Source organism: Mesorhizobium sp. YIM 152430 (genome assembly GCF_029210365.1).
Classification (GTDB): domain Bacteria; phylum Pseudomonadota; class Alphaproteobacteria; order Rhizobiales; family Rhizobiaceae; genus Aliihoeflea.
In genome coordinates this window covers 83,096-103,290 of the sequence record NZ_JARGES010000025.1, presented here as the reverse complement: position 1 = coordinate 103,290, position 20,195 = coordinate 83,096, and the positions used below count along the sequence as shown (strand labels likewise).

Annotated in this window: 17 protein-coding genes; 13 read left to right on the top strand and 4 right to left on the bottom strand. The window is 63.9% G+C overall.

Annotation, left to right across the window (positions count from 1 at the left end):
• The first annotated feature begins 176 nt into the window (after positions 1-176).
• The 13 genes from recQ to PZ895_RS07505 all read left to right on the top strand — a co-directional run bounded on the left by recQ (position 177) and on the right by PZ895_RS07505 (position 16,011).
• Complete coding sequence (gene recQ, locus PZ895_RS07565; protein ID WP_275838411.1) at positions 177-1,979, top strand: DNA helicase RecQ; 1,803 nt, start codon at positions 177-179, stop codon at positions 1,977-1,979.
• Positions 1,980-2,078: 99 nt separating this feature from the next.
• Positions 2,079-2,753 (top strand): Crp/Fnr family transcriptional regulator, encoded by a 675-nt coding sequence (locus PZ895_RS07560; protein WP_275838410.1) that lies wholly within the window; start codon positions 2,079-2,081, stop codon positions 2,751-2,753.
• A 236-nt stretch (positions 2,754-2,989) separates the two neighbouring features.
• Positions 2,990-4,903 carry an AMP-binding protein gene (locus tag PZ895_RS07555; RefSeq protein ID WP_275838413.1) on the top strand — a complete coding sequence of 638 codons (1,914 nt, stop codon included), beginning with the start codon at positions 2,990-2,992 and terminating at the stop codon, positions 4,901-4,903.
• Complete coding sequence (locus PZ895_RS07550; RefSeq protein ID WP_275838409.1) at positions 4,900-5,727, top strand: ABC transporter ATP-binding protein; 828 nt, start codon at positions 4,900-4,902, stop codon at positions 5,725-5,727. Before PZ895_RS07555 ends, PZ895_RS07550 begins: the two co-directional genes overlap by 4 nt.
• A 20-nt stretch (positions 5,728-5,747) precedes the next feature.
• Positions 5,748-6,707 carry a branched-chain amino acid ABC transporter permease gene (locus tag PZ895_RS07545; RefSeq protein ID WP_275838408.1) on the top strand — a complete coding sequence of 320 codons (960 nt, stop codon included), beginning with the start codon at positions 5,748-5,750 and terminating at the stop codon, positions 6,705-6,707.
• Positions 6,708-6,710: 3 nt separating this feature from the next.
• The gene (locus tag PZ895_RS07540; protein WP_275838407.1) at positions 6,711-7,787 is read left to right on the top strand and encodes a branched-chain amino acid ABC transporter permease; all 1,077 of its coding nucleotides are present in this window, start codon (positions 6,711-6,713) and stop codon (positions 7,785-7,787) included.
• 64 nt (positions 7,788-7,851) lie between these two features.
• On the top strand, positions 7,852-9,165 hold the full coding sequence (locus PZ895_RS07535) for an ABC transporter substrate-binding protein (RefSeq protein WP_275838406.1): 1,314 nt from the start codon (positions 7,852-7,854) through the stop codon (positions 9,163-9,165).
• Positions 9,166-9,228: 63 nt separating this feature from the next.
• Positions 9,229-10,065 (top strand): ABC transporter ATP-binding protein, encoded by an 837-nt coding sequence (locus PZ895_RS07530; RefSeq protein ID WP_275838405.1) that lies wholly within the window; start codon positions 9,229-9,231, stop codon positions 10,063-10,065.
• A gap of 25 nt (positions 10,066-10,090) precedes the next feature.
• Positions 10,091-11,290 (top strand): AMP-binding protein, encoded by a 1,200-nt coding sequence (locus PZ895_RS07525; protein ID WP_275838404.1) that lies wholly within the window; start codon positions 10,091-10,093, stop codon positions 11,288-11,290.
• Between the two features lie 145 nt (positions 11,291-11,435).
• Positions 11,436-12,473: a BMP family protein gene (locus PZ895_RS07520; protein ID WP_275838403.1), complete on the top strand. Its 1,038-nt coding sequence runs from the start codon at positions 11,436-11,438 to the stop codon at positions 12,471-12,473.
• On the top strand, positions 12,473-14,008 hold the full coding sequence (locus PZ895_RS07515; RefSeq protein WP_275838402.1) for an ABC transporter ATP-binding protein: 1,536 nt from the start codon (positions 12,473-12,475) through the stop codon (positions 14,006-14,008). The genes PZ895_RS07520 and PZ895_RS07515 overlap by 1 nt, the downstream gene beginning before the upstream one ends.
• Positions 14,009-14,020: 12 nt before the next feature.
• A complete protein-coding gene (locus PZ895_RS07510) occupies positions 14,021-15,070 on the top strand; it encodes an ABC transporter permease (RefSeq protein ID WP_275838401.1) in 1,050 nt (349 codons plus the stop codon).
• Entirely contained in the window at positions 15,070-16,011 is a 942-nt protein-coding gene (locus tag PZ895_RS07505; protein ID WP_275838400.1) for an ABC transporter permease, read from the top strand. Before PZ895_RS07510 ends, PZ895_RS07505 begins: the two co-directional genes overlap by 1 nt.
• On the opposite strand, the gene PZ895_RS07500 is transcribed toward PZ895_RS07505, so the two are convergent.
• The 4 genes from PZ895_RS07500 to PZ895_RS07485 all read right to left on the bottom strand — a co-directional run bounded on the left by PZ895_RS07500 (position 16,008) and on the right by PZ895_RS07485 (position 20,140).
• Positions 16,008-16,793: an ABC transporter permease gene (locus tag PZ895_RS07500; protein WP_275838399.1), complete on the bottom strand. Its 786-nt coding sequence runs from the start codon at positions 16,791-16,793 to the stop codon at positions 16,008-16,010. The two genes, PZ895_RS07505 and PZ895_RS07500, sit on opposite strands and share 4 nt — an antisense overlap.
• A gap of 1 nt (position 16,794) precedes the next feature.
• Positions 16,795-17,979 carry an ABC transporter permease gene (locus PZ895_RS07495; protein WP_275838398.1) on the bottom strand — a complete coding sequence of 395 codons (1,185 nt, stop codon included), beginning with the start codon at positions 17,977-17,979 and terminating at the stop codon, positions 16,795-16,797.
• A complete protein-coding gene (locus PZ895_RS07490) occupies positions 17,976-19,019 on the bottom strand; it encodes an ABC transporter ATP-binding protein (RefSeq protein ID WP_275838397.1) in 1,044 nt (347 codons plus the stop codon). The genes PZ895_RS07495 and PZ895_RS07490 overlap by 4 nt, the downstream gene beginning before the upstream one ends.
• Before the next feature lie 71 nt (positions 19,020-19,090).
• On the bottom strand, positions 19,091-20,140 hold the full coding sequence (locus tag PZ895_RS07485) for an ABC transporter substrate-binding protein (RefSeq protein ID WP_275838396.1): 1,050 nt from the start codon (positions 20,138-20,140) through the stop codon (positions 19,091-19,093).
• Positions 20,141-20,195 lie beyond the last annotated feature (55 nt).

The window sequence follows — 20,195 nt, the reverse complement described above, 5'->3', positions numbered from 1 at the left end:
CGCGTCATCGAAGAGCCTCATCGTCAGGGAGCCCCTTGAATCAGTCGCGCTAGCGGTTGCCAACACAATTTATGAGCTTGCGGCCTAGGGGCATTGCATTAAAAGGAATGGCGGGCGCTCGTTGTCGCGGCAAAGCTGCTATGAGAAACATCCTTGTGATTCTCTAGCTGATGCCGATGACCTCCACCGCCCTTGAAATCCTCAAGACCGTCTATGGCTATGATGCGTTTAGGGGACCGCAGGCGCGCATCGTCGAGCATGTCATCGGCGGCGACAACGCTTTCGTGCTGATGCCGACGGGCGGGGGCAAGTCGCTTTGCTACCAGATCCCCGCCATTGTCAGATCCGGCATGGGCCTTGTCGTATCGCCGTTGCTGGCGCTGATGGCGGACCAGGTGGCGGCCCTGCGGCAGGCAGGCGTCAAGGCAGCCGCTCTCAATTCGGACCTGCCGGCCGACGAGCGGCGCGCGTTGTGGCGCGATATCCACGGCGGCGATCTGGACCTGCTTTACGTTGCGCCCGAGACGCTGCTGCGCCAGGAGGTGCTGGAACGACTTGGCCAGGTGCAATTGTCCTTGATCGCCATCGACGAGGCCCATTGCCTGTCGCAGTGGGGGCACGATTTTCGCCCCTCCTACCGCCAACTCGACGCGCTCGTCCGCCAGTTCCCCGGCATCCCGCGCATGGCGCTGACGGCGACCGCCGACGAGCCGACGCGCGCGGAAATCCTGTCCCATCTCGACATTGCCCAATCCGATGCCTTCATCGACGGGTTCGACCGTCCCAACATCCGCTACGCCATCGAGGAAAAGGACAATCCGCGCGCGCAACTGAAGGATTTCCTCCGTCGTCACGAGGGCGAGAGCGGCATCGTCTATTGCCTGTCGAAACGAAAGACCGAGGAAACCGCTACCTGGCTGCGCGACCAGGGCCATGACGCGCTCGCCTACCATGCCGGCATGGACAAGACGGCGCGCGAGGCCAACCAGACGCGCTTTCAGCGCGGCGAAGCGGTCATCATGGTCGCTACCGTCGCCTTCGGCATGGGCATCGACAAGCCCGATGTGCGCTTCGTCGTCCATATCGACCTGCCGGGCAGCATCGAAGCCTATTATCAGGAGACGGGCCGGGCTGGGCGCGACGGCCTGCCGTCTGACACGCTGATGCTTTACGGCTCCGAGGACATCGCGCTGCGCAGCCGCTTCATCGAGGAATCGGACGCGCCCGATCCGCGCAGGCGCATGGAGCGCCAGAAGCTCGAAGCGCTGCTGGGGCTGGCCGAGACGGCAGGCTGTCGCCGTCAGGCGTTGTTGTCCTATTTCGGCGATCACTGTGAACCATGCGGCAATTGCGACACCTGCGCCCGGCCGCCGGAACTGTTCGATGGAACGATAGCCGCCCAGAAGGCGCTTTCCTCCATCTACCGCACCGGAGAACGCTTCGGGCAAGCCTATGTCGTCGATGTGCTTCTCGGCGCCCGAAACGATCGCATTGTCCACTTCGGCCACGACCGCATATCGACTTTCGGCATCGGCGCGGAGCACGATAACCGCACATGGCGGGCTATCCTGCGCCAGTTGATCGCGCTGCGTCTCGTCGACGTCGATCTTGCCGGCCATGGCGGCCTGTCGATCGCGCCCGCGGGTCTGGATTTCCTGCGCGACAAGCCAAGGCTGATGCTGCGAGTGCCGGCGGCCCCGCGCGCACGGCGACAAAAGGTCGGAGCGGGCGCCGTGCAGCCTGCCGCCGTCAAGGATGCGGATCGTTCCCTGTTTCAGGCGCTGCGCCAGAAACGCACTGAAATCGCGCGCACGCAAAACCTGCCGCCCTATGTGATCTTTCACGACAGGACGCTGATCGAACTGGCGGCGGCGCGGCCTGCATCGCGGATGGAAATGGCCGACGTGCCCGGTATCGGCGAGACCAAGCTCGACCGATACGGTCCGGCCTTTCTGGCGGTGATCGCCGAGCACGCATAGCGCGCCGACGAAATTGCGGCAGCCGCAACATGTCGTTGCCAGCTTGACATTGCCGGTCCATGCACGAAGCTCTGAGCCGGATCCAAACTCAGGTATCGGATGACCAGCAAAATCGACATCGTGCGATCCGCGATCTGGGCGGAGGAATTGCCCGACGACGTGATCGAACACGCGGCCAAGGGCATCTCGGAACGCGTCTATTCCAAGAACAGCTACATTTGCCATCGCGGCGACAGGCTCGATGCATGGACCGGCGTCGTGACGGGCCTCGTCAAGATGAGTGCCGTGGCGTTGACCGGCAAGGCGATCACCTTTGCGGGGATAGGGGCGGGGGGCTGGTTCGGCGAAGGCTCCATGCTCAAGAATGAAGAGCGCAAATACGATCTGGTCGCCCTGCGCGACACGCGCCTTCTCCTGATGAACCGCGCGACCTTCGTCTGGCTGTGCAAGAACAGCGTCGGCTTCAACCGCTTCCTCGTGCGTCAACTCAACGAACGACTCGGGCAGTTCATCGCCATCACCGAACATGACCGTTCGTTCGACGCCAAGGCGCGCGTGGCGCGCAATCTGTCGTGGATCTGCAATCCGGTATTGAGCCCGCAGGTGCGCGGCGTCATCGAGATCACGCAGGAAGAGGTCGGCCATCTCGCCGGCATCTCGCGCCAGGTCGCCAATCGCTGCCTCAAGGAGTTGGCCGATGAAGGGCTGATTGCGCTCGAGCCGGGGATCATCCGGCCGCTGTCGGTGGAGCGTCTCGCAAATTACGGAGCGTGAGAGATACGGAACGTGGGGGAGAGGCAGACGCGCTGCCGATCAAAGAGACTATCAGGCGCCCTGTCTGTCAAGGCCCAAGTTGAACGCGTCGCCGATTCGTGAAACTTTCCTCGTCAACAAGAGGGGGGTGAACCTCCGGGAGGAACGGGCGCAACGTCGCCCGAGGAGGAACGAAATTGGCTGAGGGTCAAACCTTGCCCGATACGTTTCCGAAATATCTTCTGCGCAATGCGAAGATGTTCGGGGCGCGTCCGGCGATGCGTCACAAGGATCGTGGCATCTGGCAAAGCTGGACATGGAGCCAGCAGCGCGACGAGATCCGCGATTTCGCGACTGGCCTTGCCACGCTCGGTGTCCAGCATGGCGACCGCGTGGCCATCATCGGCGCGAACCGGCCGAAGCTCTACTGGGCGGTCTGCGCCGTGCAGTCGCTGGGCGGCGTACCGGTTCCGGTCTATGCCGACGCGGTCGCAGACGAACTTTCCTATGTGCTGTCCCATGCCGACGTGCGCTTCGCGATCGTGCAGGACCAGGAGCAGGTCGACAAGCTCAACAGCTTCGCGGACCGTCTGACGTCGCTCCAGGCAATCATCTATGACGAGCCGCGCGGCCTTATCGACTACGACAAGCGCGCCTTGCACGATTTCGAAGACGTGCAGGAAATGGGACGCCGCGCACAGGCGGACGACCACCAACTTGCGGTTCGCTGGGAAGAAGCGATCCGCAACGCCTCGGGCGAGGACGTCTCCATCATGCTCTACACGTCCGGCACGACCGGACGCTCCAAGGGTGTGATGCTGAAGGCAAAGAATGCGGTCAAGGCCGCGCAGGATACCGTTGCCTTCGACCGGTTGACCGAAAGGGACAGCGTCCTTGCCTATCTGCCGCTCGCCTGGGTTGGCGATCACTATCTGAACTATGCGCAAGGCTATGTCGCGGGCTTCTGCATGGCGTGCCCGGAAAGCAGCCAGACCGTCGCGCAGGATCTGCGTGAACTGGCGCCGACCTTCTATTTCGCGCCGCCGCGCGTCTTCGAGGGTCTTTTGACCTCGATCACCATTCGCATGGAGGATGCCGGCAAGCTCAAGCAGCGCATCTACCGCCATTATATCGAGGTCGCGCGCAAATATGGCGAGGCGATCCTCGAAGGGCGCGAGGTTCCCGCATCCGCGCGCGCCGCCTATGCGATGGGCGAAATCCTGGTCTACGGACCGCTCAAGAACGTGCTCGGCCTGTCCAACATCCGCGTCGCCTATACGGCCGGCGAAGCGATTGGCTCCGATCTGTTCTCTTTCTTCCGCGCGCTGGGCGTCAACCTGAAGCAGCTTTACGGCCAGACCGAAGCCTTCCTCTACGTGACCTGCCAGAAGGACGGCGAAGTGCGTTCCGACACGGTCGGCCCGCCCGCGCCCAATGTCGACATCCGCATTTCCGACGATGGCGAGGTGCAGTTCCGCTCGCCCGGCATGTTCTCCGGCTACTATCTCGACGATGAGAAGACGGCCGAGACGATGACGCCGGATGGCTATGTGAAGACCGGCGATGCCGGCTTCTTCGACACTGACGGCCAGTTGAAGATCATCGACCGGGCGAAGGATGTCGGCAAACTAGCGAACGGCGCGCTCTTTGCGCCGAAATATCTCGAGAACATGTTGAAGTTCTTCCCCAACATCAAGGAAGCGGTGGCTTACGGCGACGGACGGGAATTCGCCACGGCCTTCGTCAACATCGACCTTCAGGCGGTGGGCAACTGGGCCGAGCGCAACAACATTGCCTACGCGTCCTATCAGGAACTCGCCGGGCACCCGCTCGTCTACGAGATGATCGCGCAGAATGTCGAGGAGACCAATCGGCGGCTTTCGGGCGAGCCGATGATGGCCGCGGCGCAAATCCGCCGGTTCCTGATCCTGCACAAGGAACTCGACGCCGACGACGGTGAACTGACGCGCACGCAAAAAGTGCGTCGCGCCTTCGTCGCCGAGCGCTACGCGCCGCTGATCGAAGCGCTCTACGACGGTTCGACCGTGCGCTTCGTGGAGACGGAAGTCACCTATGAGGACGGCCGCAAGGGCAAGATCAGCGCGAACGTGAAGATCGTCGACGCGCCCGTCTTCGGCGCCGCGCAGCCGGTGCGGGAGGCCGCCGAATGAACGCCCACCCCGACCATCACGTCATCGTCGCGCCTCCAGGGGACGACATCGCCAAGGGCGATCTGCTGATGGAGGTGAAGAACGTCTCGCTCGCCTTCGGCGGCGTCAAGGCCATCACCGACATCTCCTTCGATGTCCGCAAGGGCGAGATCCGGGCGATCATCGGTCCGAACGGCGCCGGCAAGACGTCGATGCTCAACGTCATCAACGGCTTCTACACGCCGCAGGTCGGCACCATTACCTTCCGCGGCCAGGAGCGGCGCGCAATGAAGCCGCATCACGCGGTCCGCCAGGGCATCGCCCGCACCTTCCAGAACGTCGCGCTCTTCAAGGGCATGTCGACGCTCGACAACATCATGGCCGGGCGCTCCGTCCTGATGAAGCGCTCGATCGGCTGGCAGATGCTCTGGCACGGGCCGGCGCTGGCCGAGGAAATCGAGCATCGCGAGAAGGTCGAGGAAATCATCGACTTCCTCGAGATCGAGCACATCCGCCGCACGCCGGTCGGCAAGCTGCCCTACGGTTTGCAAAAGCGCGTCGAACTCGGCCGCGCGCTGGCGATGGAACCGTCCCTTCTCCTTCTCGACGAGCCGATGGCCGGCATGAATCTGGAGGAGAAGGAGGACATGAGCCGCTTCATCCTCGATGTGAACCAGCAGCGCGGGACGACGATCGCGCTGATCGAGCACGACATGGGCGTCGTCATGGACCTGTCCGACCGCGTCGTGGTGCTCGACTACGGCAAGAAAATCGCCGACGGGGCGCCCGACGAGGTCAAGAACAACCAGGCCGTCATCGACGCCTATCTCGGCGTACCACATTGAGCGACCGGAAGGACTTTTGAATGGAAAGCTTGCATTCGATCTTCGTGGCGCCCTTCGCCGACATGTTCGCCGCGCCCGACTTCTTCCTCCAGGTCGTCTGGGAGGGGCTCGTCTCCGGTGTGCTCTATGCGCTCATCGCGCTCGGCTTCGTCTTGATCTACAAGTCCTCGCGCATCTTCAACTTCGCGCAAGGGATCATGGTCGTCTTCGCGGCGCTGACGCTGGTCGGCCTGCATGAGCGCGGCGTGCCGGCGCTGCTTGCCGTCCCGCTGACGCTGGTCGTCATGTTCTTCCTCGCCGTCGCCATTGAGCGCGTTGTCTTGCGCCCACTCGTCAACCAGCCCGACATCATCCTCTTCATGGCGACGATCGGCGTGACGCTCTTCCTGATCGGGCTCGGCGAGACGATCTTCGGCGGCGAGAACAAGGTGATGATCACCTCCGAACTCGGCATCCCGACCGGAAGCTGGATCATGGAGCCCTTCGGCGGCTTCGTCTCCATCGAGCAGAAGGACGTGACGGCCGTCGTCGGCGCGGTCATTCTCGTCGTCGCGCTCCTCGTCTTCCTCAACAAATCCAAGATGGGCCGCGCCATACGCGCGCTCGGCGACGATCATCAGGCGGCGCTTTCGGTCGGCATTTCGCTGTCGACCATCTGGGTCCTGGTCTGGTTCATCGCGGGCATCATCGCGCTGGCCACCGGCATCGTCTGGGGCGCGCGCGCCGGCGTCTCCTTCGCGCTCGAGGTCATCGCGCTGAAGGCGCTCCCGGTCCTGATGCTTGGCGGGCTTGAAAGCGTGACGGGCGCGATTGTCGGCGGTCTCGCCATCGGCATTCTCGAAAAGGTCTTCGAAATCTATTGGGGCCAGCCGCTCCTCGGCGGAAACACGGAAGCCTGGTTCGCCTACATGCTGGCGCTGCTCGTGCTTCTGGTGCGCCCGCAGGGCCTCTTCGGCGAAAAAATCATCGAGCGGGTGTAATCCATGTTCTATCGCGTCGCCGGCCAGTACAAGACCAGCTATCAGGCGGATTATGCGCTCTTTCCCGTCAAGCAGGACGCGCTCCTTCTCGCGCTGATCCTCGTCGTCGCCTTCGTCGTCTTCCCGCTGACGGCAAGCGACTTCATGTTCCGCGCGCTCTTGATCCCGGTGCTGATCTATGCGCTTGCCGCACTCGGGCTGAACATCCTGACAGGCTATGCCGGGCAGCTTTCGCTCGGCACGGGCGCCTTCATGGGCGTCGGCGCCTATGCCTGCTACAAGCTGGTGACGATCTTTCCCGAACTGAACATCATCGTCGCGATCGCCCTGTCCGGCTTTTTCTCGGCTGCCGTCGGCGTCGCCTTCGGCCTGCCGTCGCTGAGGATCAAGGGCTTTTACCTGGCCATCGCGACACTCGCCGCGCAGTTCTTCCTCGTCTGGCTGTTCCAGAAATGGGCATGGCTTTACAATTACAATGCTTCTGGCGCGATCCAAGTGCCGAACACGCAGATGTTCGGCGTCACCGTGACGGGCGCGCGGGCCTCGGCGATGAGCCAATATTTCGTCGTCCTGTCGGTGGTCTGCATCGTCACTTTCCTGGCGATCAACATCACGCGCGGACGCATCGGGCGCACCTGGAAGGCCGTGCGCGACATGGACATCGCGGCCGAACTCGTCGGCATCAATCTGATGAAGGCGAAGCTCTCGGCCTTTTTCGTCTCGTCCTACATCGTCGGCATCGCCGGCGCGCTCTTCGTCTTCCTGTGGCGTGGCGCGGCCGAGGCTGATCTTTTCGACATCCAGTTGTCCTTCCGGGTGCTCTTCATCGCCATCATCGGCGGGTTGGGCTCGATCCTTGGCAATTATCTCGGCGCGCTTCTGATCGTGGCGCTGCCGGTCATCATCGGCACGGTGCCGGCCCTGTTCGGCCTGCCGATTTCCTCGGCCATGGTCGAGCATCTGAACACCATGATCATCGGCGCGCTGATCATCGGCTTCCTGATCGTCGAGCCGCACGGGCTCGCGCGGTTCTGGGCCGTCATCCGCGAGAAGCTGATCATCTGGCCATTCCCGCACTGAGGAGTGAGCGGTGCGGGTTGATTGAGGCAAAGCCCGAAAACGGGCGCAAGTGGAGGAGCGACTGATGAAACTGAATTATACCACGGCTCTTGCGGCGGGCATCCTTTCGGCGGGCATCGCCGCGCCGGCCCTCGCGCAGGAAGTGCTGAAGCTGCCAAACATGTCCTACCGCACCGGCCCGTTCGCGGCGACCGGCACGCCGCACATGAACGGCCAGCTCGACTACATGACCATGCTCAACGAGCGCGACGGCGGCATCGGTGGCGTCAGGATCGTCTTCGAGGAATGCGAAACCGGCTACAACACCGAAAAGGGCGTCGAGTGCTATGAGAAGCTGAAGTCGGAAGGCGCGCTCGTCACGCAACCCTGGTCGACCGGCATCACGTTGCAGGTTCTTCCGCGCACCAATGTCGACGAGATTCCGATGTTCGCGCCGGGCTACGGCTTCTCAGCCATGCAGGACGGCAGGACGTTCAAATGGGCCTTCAACCCGCCGACCTCCTACTGGGACGGCGCATCGATGATCATGCAGGGCATTTCGGACGGCAATCTCGACAGCCTCAACGGCAAGAAGATCGCCTTCCTCCACCTCGACCACCCCTATGGCAAGGAGCCGCTGCCGCTTTTTGAGACCCTGGCCGAAACGCATGGCTTCCAGTTCCTGCCTATTCCCGTCGGCCTGACGGAAATGCAGAACCAGTCGGCCCAGTGGTTGCAGATCCGGCGTGAACGCCCGGACTTCGTCATCATGTGGGGATGGGGCGCGATGAATGCGGGCGCCATCACCGAGGCGGTCAAGACGCGCTACCCGATGGAGCAGTTCGTCAGCGTGTGGTGGGGTGCGCATGAGCCCGATCTCAAGCTCGTCGGTGAAGGCGCCAAGGGCTATCGGGCGATCTCCTGGAACTTTGTCGATTCCGAATCCAAGCTGATGCAGGACGTCAAGACCCACGTCATCGATGCCGGCAAGTCGCAGCTCAACCAGGGCGCCGGCGAGTTCGACACCACCGCCTATCAGCGCGGCATCCTGATGTCGGTGATCCTGGCAGAAGCCGTGGAGGCCGCGCAGGAAGAGGCGGGCACGCCGATGATCACGCAGGAACAGCTCCGCAAGGGGCTTGAGAGCGTCAACATCGACGAGGCGCGCCTTGCCGAACTCGGTGCCGAGGAGATGATGGCGCCCTTCGCGATGAGCTGCTCGAACCATACCGGCCACGCCAGCGCCTGGATGATCGAGTGGGACGGCGAAAAGTTCGTCAAGGTCTCCGACCTCTTGACCGCCGACCGCGCGGTCATCGACCCGATGGTCGAGAAGGCTTCCGCCGACTATGCTGCGGCCAACCAGCCCTGGCAGATGAACGACGACTGCGCCGAATAGGACGCGTCACGCGCGGCGGGCAAATCTCCCCGCCGCGCATTTTTCCAGGTGATGGAAACAGCGATGACACCAACGACCGCCCCCGTTCCCGATACCGCCAAGCCGATCCTCGCGGTCAACAATATCGAGGTGATCTACGATCACGTCATCCTGGTGTTGAAAGGCGTCTCGCTTTCCGTGCCGCGCGGCGGCATCACCGCGATCCTTGGCGCCAACGGCGCCGGCAAGACGACGACGTTGAAGGCGATTTCCAACCTTCTCCACGCCGAGCGCGGCGAAGTGACCAAGGGGTCGATCCTGTTCGAGGGACAGGAAGTCCAGTCCTTGTCGCCGAATACGCTGGTGCGCCGCGGCTGTATCCAGGTGATGGAAGGCCGGCATTGCTTCGGCCATCTGTCGGTCGAGGACAATCTGATGACCGGCGCCTTCACCCGCAAGGACGGCGCGGCCGCGATCCGCGACGACCTCGAACTCGTCTACCAGTATTTCCCGCGCCTGCGCGAGCGACGCACCAGCCAGGCAGGCTACACGTCGGGCGGCGAGCAGCAGATGACGGCGATCGGCCGTGCGCTCATGTCGCGGCCGAAGATGATCCTTCTCGACGAACCCTCGATGGGCCTCGCGCCGCAACTCGTCGAGGAAATTTTCGAAATCGTGAAGAAGCTCAATGACGAGCAGGGGGTCTCCTTCCTTCTCGCCGAACAGAACACAAATGTCGCGCTGCGCTACGCCAAATACGGTTACATCTTGGAATCGGGTCGCGTGGTTCTGGACGGCGAGGCGAAGGCGCTGCGCGAGAACGACGACGTCAAGGAATTCTACCTCGGCGTCGGCGGCGAGGGGCGCAAATCCTTCCGCGACGTGAAGCACTACAAGCGCCGCAAGCGCTGGCTGGCGTAAGATCATGAACCGTCAGGAAAACAGAATGGTCGAGCATCGAGACGTCGTTTCGGCGCATGGCGGCGACGCCGAGCTTTTGTCGGCGATGCGGGCGCATATTTCACGCGCGGCGGAGCGGCAGCCATTCTGGGCCGAGCGGCTGGCAGGCGTCGAAATCGAGGCGTTGACCACGCGCGATGCCCTCGGCGCGGTGCCCGTGCTGCGTAAGTCCGAACTGGTCGAATTGCAGGCCAAGGCGCCGCCTTTCGGCGGATTGACGGCGACGCCGGTCGGCTCGCTCGCCCGGCTCTTCGTCTCGCCCGGCCCGATCTTCGATCCTGAAGGTCATGGCAGGGACTGGTGGGGCGCGGCCAAAGCGTTGGCGGCGGCCGGCGTCGGGCCGCAGGACATCGTCCTCAACACGTTTTCCTATCATCTGACGCCGGCCGGCGCGATGTTCGAAAGCGGAGCGCACGCGCTCGGCTGTGCCGTCATTCCGGCAGGGCCGGGCAACACGGCCGACCAGCTTGCCGCGATCGGCCAGTTCCGGCCGACCGTCTATATCGGCACGCCGGATTTTCTGAAAATCCTTGTCGACAAGGCGCAAGAGGCCGGTGTCGATGCCGGCTCGATCACGCGGGCCGTGGTGTCGGGCGCGGCGCTGCCGCCGAGCCTGCGGGCGGAACTTGTCGAACGCGGCATTTCGGTCGTCCAGTGCTACGGCACGGCCGATCTCGGCATCGTCGCCTATGAAGATGGCGGCGAGGGCATGGCCGTGAATGACGGCGTCGTGCTGGAGATCGTCCGACCCGGCACCGACGATCCGCTACCCGACGGAGAGGTCGGCGAGATCGTCGTTACCCGCCTCAACCGCGACTATCCGCTCATCCGCTTCGCGACCGGCGACATGTCGCGGACGCTTTCGTCCGATGATGGCTCCCGCCGCATCGCCGGCTGGATGGGGCGCGCCGATCAGGCGACCAAGGTCAAGGGCATGTTCGTGCGGCCCGAACAGCTTGCCGCGCTTGGCAAGGCGCTGGCGATCTCAGGCCGTATGCGTCTGGTCGTGACGCGCGCGGGTGAACAGGACGCGATGGTCCTGAAGATCGAGCACCCGGACCAGAAATTGGGCGCGGCTGCCGCGCAAAAGCTTTCCGAGATCACCAAGCTCAAGGGAACGGTCGAGATCGTCCCGGTCGGCCATCTTCCCAATGACGGCAGGGTCATCGCCGACGAGCGGACCTGAGCCGCCGTTTGGCCTCGTTCTGACCGGACGCGCGATGCCGTGGATCATGTCGCGCGCCCGATTGTGGCGCTTCGGTTCTTGGATTACGTTCAAGTCAAACAAGAAATCGACGGGACCATCAATCTCAGGCCCAGAGGGAACAGCCATGTCCAGCTTCAACCTATCGTCACGCCGCTTCGCCGTGTCTCGTCGTCATCTGCTCAAAACCGCCGGCGCCGGTGCGGTTCTCGCCGTGACAGCGAGCCTGCCGACGAGACTCTTCGCGCAGGAACCGCTCAAGGTCGCGGCCGTCTACACCGTGCCGACCGAGCAGCAATGGGTGAGCCGCATCCACTTGGCGGCGCAGGCTGCGCAGGAGCGCGGCGACATCGAATACACATTCTCCGAAAACGTCTCGAACTCGGACTATGAGCGCGTCATGCGCGAATATTGCGAGGCCGGAAACCAGCTCATCCTGGGCGAGGTCTTCGGCGTCGAGCAGGCCGCCCGGCAGGTCGCGATGGACTATCCGGACGTCGCCTTTCTCATGGGATCGAGCTTCAAGGAAGATCCGGCGGTACCGAATTTCGCACCCTTCGACAATTACATTCAGGACGCCTCCTATCTCACTGGCCTCATTGCCGGCGCGATGTCGGAAAACGGCAATATCGGCATGGTCGGCGGCTATCCGATTCCCGAGGTCAATCGCCTGATGCACGCCTTCATGGCGGGCGCGCGCGAGACCAGGCCGGACGTCAGGTTCCAGGTCGCCTTCATCGGCTCCTGGTTCGACCCGCCCAAGGCCAAGGAGACCGCCTTCGCGCAGATCGATGCCGGCGCGGACGTTCTCTATGCAGAGCGCTTCGGCGTGTCGGACGCGGCGCAGGAGCGCGGCATCCTCGCCATCGGCAACGTCATCGATACGCAGGCCGACTATCCCGAGACGGTCGTCGCCTCCGCGCTCTGGCATTTCGAGCCGACGCTCGACAAGGCGATCGCGGAAGTGCGCGCCGGCACGTTCACGGCGGCCGATTACGGCGTCTATTCCTTCATGAAGGAGGGCGGCGCGTCGATGGCGCCGCTCGGCACGTTCGAGGACAAGGTTCCCGCGGAGATCAAGGCACTCGTCGCGGAGAAGGAAGCGGCGATCAAGGACGGTTCTTTCACCGTCGAGATCAACGACGAAGAACCGACCTCGAGCTGATGGCCGACGACACGGCGCGGCAGGCGCAGATCGTTCTGCGCCTCGCCGGCATCACCAAGCGATTTGGCGCGCTCATCGCCAATGACGCGATCGATCTCGACCTGAAACGGGGCGAGATCGTCGCCCTTCTGGGCGAGAATGGCGCCGGCAAGACGACCCTGATGAACATCCTCTTCGGTCATTACGTGGCCGACGAAGGTGCCATCGAGGCATTCGGCAAGCCGTTGCCGCCTGGCGATCCGCGCGCCGCGCTGACTGCGGGCATCGGCATGGTCCACCAGCATTTCACGCTGGCCGACAATCTGACGGTTTTGGAGAGCATCGCGCTCGGCACGCAAAGCATCTGGTCGCCGCGCCTCGACCGGGCGTCGGCGCGGGCGCGCATTGCAAGGCTCTCCGCCGAGTTCGGACTCGCCATCGACCCGTCGCGGCCCGTTTCGGAACTCGCCGTTGGCGAACGCCAGCGCGTCGAAATCCTCAAGGCGCTTTACCGTGACGCGCGCGTTCTCATTCTCGACGAGCCGACGGCCGTTCTGACGCCCGGCGAGACAGAGGCCCTTTTCGCCACGCTCAAGCTTCTGGTTGCAGAGGGCCTTTCCATCATCTTCATCTCGCACAAGCTGAAGGAGGTGATGGCGGTCGCCGACCGCGTCGTCGTGCTGCGCGGCGGGCGTCTTGCGGGCGAGCGCCGGACGGCGCAAACCACGCGCCGGGAACTCGCCGCGCTGATGGTCGGGCAGGAAGTGTCATTGCCGAAGGCCGCACCGCGCGAGCCCGGACCGGTTCTTCTGGAACTGCAATCCGTCTCGACCGTCGCCGCATCCGGCACGCCGCTGCGCGATGTCTCGCTGCAACTTCATGGCGGCGTGATCACCGGCATTGCCGGCGTCTCCGGCAACGGACAGGCAGCGCTTGCCGGTCTCCTCTCCGGCACCCTGTCGCCCCGGTCCGGCCAGTTGCTGATCGGTGAGGCGCCGCCGCCCGGATGGTCGCCGCGCGCCGCGCTCGATCGTGGCATCGCCCGCATTCCCGAAGACCGCCATGCGGTCGGTACCGTTGCCGACATGAGCCTGACCGAGAACGTGATCTCCGAACGCTACCGTGGGAAACCATTCTCGCGATACGGCATGATCGACTGGACCGCCGCGCGAAAATTCGCAGAACGCCTCATCGCAGCCTACGACGTCAAATGCCCGTCGCCCGAAACCCGCATCCGGCTCTTGTCGGGCGGCAACATGCAAAAACTCATCCTCGGTCGCGCGCTCGATCCCGATCCGGTCGTTATCCTCGCCAACCAGCCGACGCGCGGTCTCGACATCGGCGCCGTAGCCTATGTCCACGCACGGCTGATCGACGCGCGGGACCGGGGTGCGGCGGTGCTGCTGATATCCGAAGATCTCGACGAGATCCTGTCGCTCTCCGACAGGGTTCATGTCATCGCTGAGGGGAAAATCTCGCGCCCCTTCGCGCGCGGCGAAAAAAGCGTCGGCGAGCTCGGCGAAATGATGGCCGGCCTCGGGCTGGAGGCGGCGTGAGGAACGAATTCGATGCGGCTTGAGCCGAAACCGCGCCCGTCGCGGGTGATGCTTGTTGTTTATCCGCTCGGTGCGGTCGCGGCGACTGTTCTGATCGCGTCCCTGCTCGTCATGACTTCCGGCGCATCACCGCTGTTTGTGTTCTGGCTGGTGCTCAAGGGCGCGGCCGGCTCGCAATTCGCGCTTCTGGAGACACTGACGCGTGCGACGCCGCTGATCTTCACCGGCCTTGCCGTCGCCGTCGCATTCCGCGCCCGCCTCTGGAACATCGGCGCGGAAGCGCAGCTTTATGTCGGCGGCATCGTTACGGTCGTGCTCGGAACCGGCCTTCTGCCGCTGCCCGCGCCGATCCTGATCCCCGTCATCATGCTGGCGACGATCCTCGCCGGAGGGCTCGTCCTGCTCGGCCCGGCCATCCTCAAGACCCGCTTCGGCGTCGACGAGGTGGTGACGACACTGCTTCTCAATTTCGTCGTCCTGCTCTTCGTCTCCATGCTGCTCGAAGGTGTCTTGAAGGACCCGATGGGCCTCGGCTGGCCGCAGTCGCAGATGGTCTCGGCCGATGCCAGGCTACCCCGCATCGTCGAGGGCAGGCGGCTTCACTATGGATTCGTCATCGCGCTCGTCGCTGCCTTCGCGGTCTGGTTCGTCATGAAGAAGACCACGCTCGGCTATGAGATGCGGGCCGTCGGCGCCAATGCCGAAGCTGCGCGCTTCGCCGGCATTCCGGTCAATGCGGTGCTGATGAAGACGGCGCTGATTTCCGGCGGGCTCGCCGCACTCGGCGGCTTTTCCGAAGTCGCCGGCCTCAAGGGCAACCTCACGCTCGATCTGTCCTCGGGCTTCGGCTACACGGGCATCGTCGTCGCCATGCTGGCCATGCTCAATCCGCTCGGCGTCGTCGCGGCCGCGATCTTCGTTGCCGGCATCTTCGTCGGCGCCGACGCGATGAGCCGCGCGGCGGGTGTTCCCAGCTACATCGCCGAGGTTATGGTCGCGACCGCGCTCCTGACCATGGTCACCGCGATCATGCTGTCGCGCTATTCGGTGAGGTGGCGCTGATGGATGTCTTCGAAATCCTTTTCAATGCGTCGTTCTGGGTCGCGGCCATCCGCATCGCCTCGCCGCTGATCTTCGCCACCATGGGTGAACTGATCTGCGAGCGTGCGGGTGTCCTCAATCTGGGCATCGAAGGCATCATGGTCGCCGGCGCCTTCGCCGGCTGGGTCACGGTCTATGCCGGTGGCGATCTGTGGACCGGCGTCGCCGTCGCGGCGCTCGTCGGTGCTGCTTTTGGCCTCGTCCATGGAGCGCTCACCGTGCCGTTCGGCCTGTCGCAGCACGTCGTCGGCATCGGCATCACGCTTCTGGCGACGAGCCTCACCTATTTCACCTATCGCGTGGTCCTGCCCCAGGTGCCGTCGCCGCCGCGCATCGAACCCTTCCGAAATTGGGCGGTGCCTTATCTTTCCGATCTTCCGGTGGTCGGTCCGGCACTCTTCAACCAGACGCCGCTGACCTATCTCGCCTTTATCACTGTCGCAGTCGTCGCCTGGGTGCTCTATCGCACGCCGCTGGGTCTCGCAGTCCGCGCGGCGGGTGAAAACCCCTCGGCAGTCGAGTCGCAGGGCCTGTCGGTCACCGGCATCCGCATGGGCGCCGTCATGGTCGGCTCGGCGTTGATGGCGGTCGGCGGCGCGTTCCTCACCATGTCCGCCTTCAACTCGTTCTTCTTCGAGATGGTCAACGGCCGCGGCTGGATCTGTATCGCGCTCGTCGTCTTCGGCTCGTGGCGCCCCGGCAAGGCGCTCATCGGCGCACTGCTCTTCGCGGCATTCGATGCCTACCAGATCCGTCTTCAGCAGGTCGCCGGCGGCATCGTGCCCTATCAGGTGTTCCTGATGATGCCCTATCTCCTGTCGATCGCCGCGCTCGTGCTCGTCGCCCGTCGTGCGAGCTACCCGAAGGCGCTGATGATCCCGTATCAGAAGGGTGAACGCTAGGCTTCGACCGTTTTGGCCGCGCGCCGTCGTGTATAGGCGGCGAGCAGGGCCAGGAGGAGCGTTCCGACGATCAGCAGAAGTGCCGCAGCCGCGACCGCCGGCGAAATGTTCTCGCGGATCGAGGAGAACATTTGCCGTGCCAGCGTGCGCTGGTTCGGACCGGCGACGAACAGCGTCAGCACCACCTCGTCGAGCGAAGTCGCGAAAGCGAAAACCGCGCCCGTCACGATTCCCGGCATGGCGAGCGGCATCGTCACGCGGCGGAACACGCGTGTCGGCGAGGCGCCGAGGCTTGCCGCTGCCCGCTCGACGGTCGGGTTGATGCCCTGCAAGGCCGTCGACACCGAGACGACAACGAAGGGCACGCAAAGGACGGCGTGCGAAAAGATGACGCCGGGATAGCTGCTCGCAAGACCGATCTGCGCCAGTGAAATCTGCAATCCCACGCCAAGGACGACCGCCGGCACCACCATCGGCAGCAGGAAGATCGTGCGCAGCACGTTGGGGAACGGGATACCGCGTCCGCGCAGGCCGAGCGCCGCGAGCGTGCCGAGCACGACGGAAAGAATGGTCGCGCCCGAGCCGATGATCAGCGAGTTGATGATCGAATTGCGCCATTGCGCGCTTTCGCCGAGTTCTGCGAACCAGCGCAGGGAATAGCCGGGGATCGGGTAGTTGAGGAAGATGCTCGACGTGAAGGCGAGCGGCAGGATCGCAACGATCGGCAGGATCAGGAAGAGGGCGGCGGCGATACCGAATATGGCTTGGGCGACACGCAGCATCTCAGGCTCCCGTCGGCGCGCCGCCGCGCGAAAGCCGGCCATAGACGAGGTAAAGCACGGTCGTCACGCCAAGGAGCAGGATGCCGAGCGCCCCGGCCATGCCCCAGTTCGCAGTCTGTAGCGCATAGAAGGCGATGACGGACGAGATCATCTGGTCGTTCGGACCGCCGACGAGCGCAGGCGTTATGTAATAGCCGATCGCCACCATGAACACGAGCAGCGAGCCGGCGAGCAGGCCGGGCATCGAAAGAGGCAGGAGCACGCGCCAGAAGGCGCGCAGCGGCCGCGCGCCGAGCGAGGCCGCGGCGGGCATCAGGTTCTTCGGGATCGCCGAGACGACTGAGAAGATCGGCAGGACCATGAAGGGCAAGAGCACATGCGTCATCGCGATGACGACGCCGAGCCGGTTGAAGATCAGCGGCAGCGGCCCGTCGATCCAGCCGAGCCCGATCAGAGTCCTGTTGATGATGCCCTCGTTCTGGAGAAGGATGAACCAGGCTGCGGTTCGCACGAGCAGCGAGGTCCACAGCGGCAGCAGCACGGCGAGCAGCAGCGCATTGCGTTTCCACCCCGTCACCGACGCCGCCAGCATCGCATAGGGCAGGCCGATGAGCGCGCAGAGCAGCGTGACCGAGCCCGCGATGGCGAAGGTGCGCCAGATGATCAGCCGGTTGGCCGAGGCCGAAGACGCCATTTGCTCGATCTCGCCCGTATCCGAGCGTTGCAGGTCGAGCGCGGCGAGAAGGTTGCGGTCGGTGTAAGGCGCCACCGAGACCTGGATCGCCCGCCAGAAGCGCGGTTCCGCCCAGCGGTCGTCGATTTGGCGAAGGTCGAGCGTCTGGCCGTCCCCGAGATCGCGCGCGGCCGTCGCGGTGCGGCCCATCAGCGTGCGAAACCCGGAAACCTGGCTGTTCAGCGTCCGCACGGCCGCGCCCAGCGTCGACTGAGACGCCTCGCGCAGATCCTCGACCAGCGCGGCCTGGATATCGGCCTCCGGCATCGCCTCGCCGTCCCAGCTTCCTATCAGTTCCGACGTGCGTGGAAACGCGCCGCCGATCGCATCGTTGCGGATCGACACGTCGACCATCAGCCAGAGCGGCCACAGGAAGAAGACGCCCAGAAAGATCACCAGCGGCGCGATCAGCAGCGCCGCCCGGCCACGCTGGCGTGCCGAGACCGCGTTCATGCCGGAAACACCGAACAATCGGCCGCCGCGAACGAGACGGTGACGACCGCGCCGGCCTGACGTTCCGTGGCGCCGCGCTCCAGCCGCGCGACGAGTGCATTTCCGCCCGCATCGAGATGAAGCCGCAAATGGTCGCCCTGATAGACCACGTCGGAAACCGTCGCCTGAAGCCGGTTCTCGCCGCTGCCGTCGAGCCGGAGCCGTTCGGGCCGGATCGAGACGGAGACGCGACTCCCCTTTGCATGGCCGTGGTCGGGCACGGCGATGGTCGCCCCGTTCGCAAGTTCGACGACGGTCGGTCCCCCGGCCACCCCGTCGAGAAGGTTCGTCTCGCCGATGAATTCGGCGACGAATCGGTTGTGCGGATGATCATAGACCTCGTTCGCCGTTCCGATCTGCGCGATCTTGCCGGCATCGAAGATCGCGATGCGGTCGGACATCGTCAGCGCTTCGGACTGGTCGTGCGTGACGAAGATGATCGTCAGCCCCAGTCGGCGGTGTAGTTCGCGGATTTCGAGCTGCATCTCCTCGCGCAGCTTCTTGTCGAGCGCACCGAGCGGCTCGTCCATCAGGATCACTTTCGGCTCGTAGACGAGCGCGCGGGTCAACGCCACGCGCTGCTGCTGGCCACCGGAAAGCTGGTCCGGGCGGCGATCCGCCAGATGGCCGAGTTGCACGCGGTCGAGCGCTGCCTTCACCCGCGGCCGGGCTTCGGATCTGGGCACGCCTCGCATTTCCAGAGGAAAGGCGACGTTCTCGGCAACGTTCATATGCGGAAAGAGCGCGTAGTTCTGGAAGACGACACCCATGCCGCGCTTGTAGGACGGCAGATGGTTTATCTTCTCTCCATCGAGCAGGATGTCGCCCGACGTGGCGCCCTCGAATCCTGCCAGCATCATCAGGATCGTCGTCTTGCCTGAACCCGAAGGACCGAGCAGGCTCAGAAATTCGCCCTTGCGGACTTCGAGATTGAGCCCTTCGACGACCGTGACCTGACCGAAGGTCTTGGACACGTCGCGAAGCTCGATGAACGCCGTCATGCCGCCCCGTCGATTGCTGGATTTGAAGAATAAAGGGCGCACCCCTGCACAGGGCGCGCCATCGCTTTCGCCTACTGGGCGAGCCAGGCGTTGAAGCGCTCGTTGAGTTCTTCGATATTGTCGACCCAGAAGTCGCCGTCGAGCGCGATCGCGCCTTCGAGGTTTTCGGGCGCGGTCGGAAGTTCGTCCGCCACTTCCGGCGCGAGCGCTGCTCCGGCTTCGACATTGGTCAGACCGTAGGCGATGAATTCGGGCAGCTTGGCCTGGTTTTCCGGCTGGCTGGCGAAATTGATGAACTCGAACGCCGCATCCTTGTTGGGCGAGTCCTTCAGGACCACCCACGAGTCGATCGCGTAGATCGAGCCTGGCCAGACGATCTGGAAGTTCGTGCCCTCGGTCTTGTTGATGCCCGCAAGCCGGCCGTTATAGGCCGTCGTCATCACGACTTCGCCCGAAGCCAGAAGCTGGATCGGCTGTGCGCCGGCTTCCCACCACACGATATCACCCTTGATTTCATCGAGCTTGGCGAAGGCGCGGTCGACGCCTTCGTCGGTCCCAAGCACCTCATAGACCTCGTCGACGGGAACGCCGTCCGCCATTAGGGCGAATTCGAGCGAGTATTTCGGGCCGCGGCGCAGGCCGCGCTTGCCGGGAATTTCGGTGGTGTTCCAGAAATCGTCCCAGCCGGTCGGCGCTTCGGTCAGTTTTTCCGCGTCATAGGACAGGCCGGTCGTCCACACGATCGCGCCGACGCCGCATTCATGCACGGCAGCCGGCAGGAATTTGTCCTCGCCGCCGAGCGCTTCCCAGTCGACGGTCTCGTACATGCCGTCGGCGCAGCCGAGCGCGAGTTCTTCCGTCTCCACCTGCACGATGTCCCAGTCGGCCGGGCGCGTTTCCATCTTGGCTGCGATCACGCCATAGCCGCCGTCCCAGGATTCCTCGGTGACGGTCGTGCCGGTCTCGGCGGTGAAGGGCTCGAAATAGATCGCGCGCTGTGCGTCCTGATAGTTGCCGCCCCAAGAGACGATGGTCAGGTTCCTGTCCTGGGCCGAGGACGAGGCGATGGCGAGAACGGCGAAGGAGGAGGCGAGCGCAAGACGTTTGACTGTCGATTTCATTTTCTTCCCCTGCGTTATGAATTTTGGATATCCAATCATAGAATTGGGCAGTTGA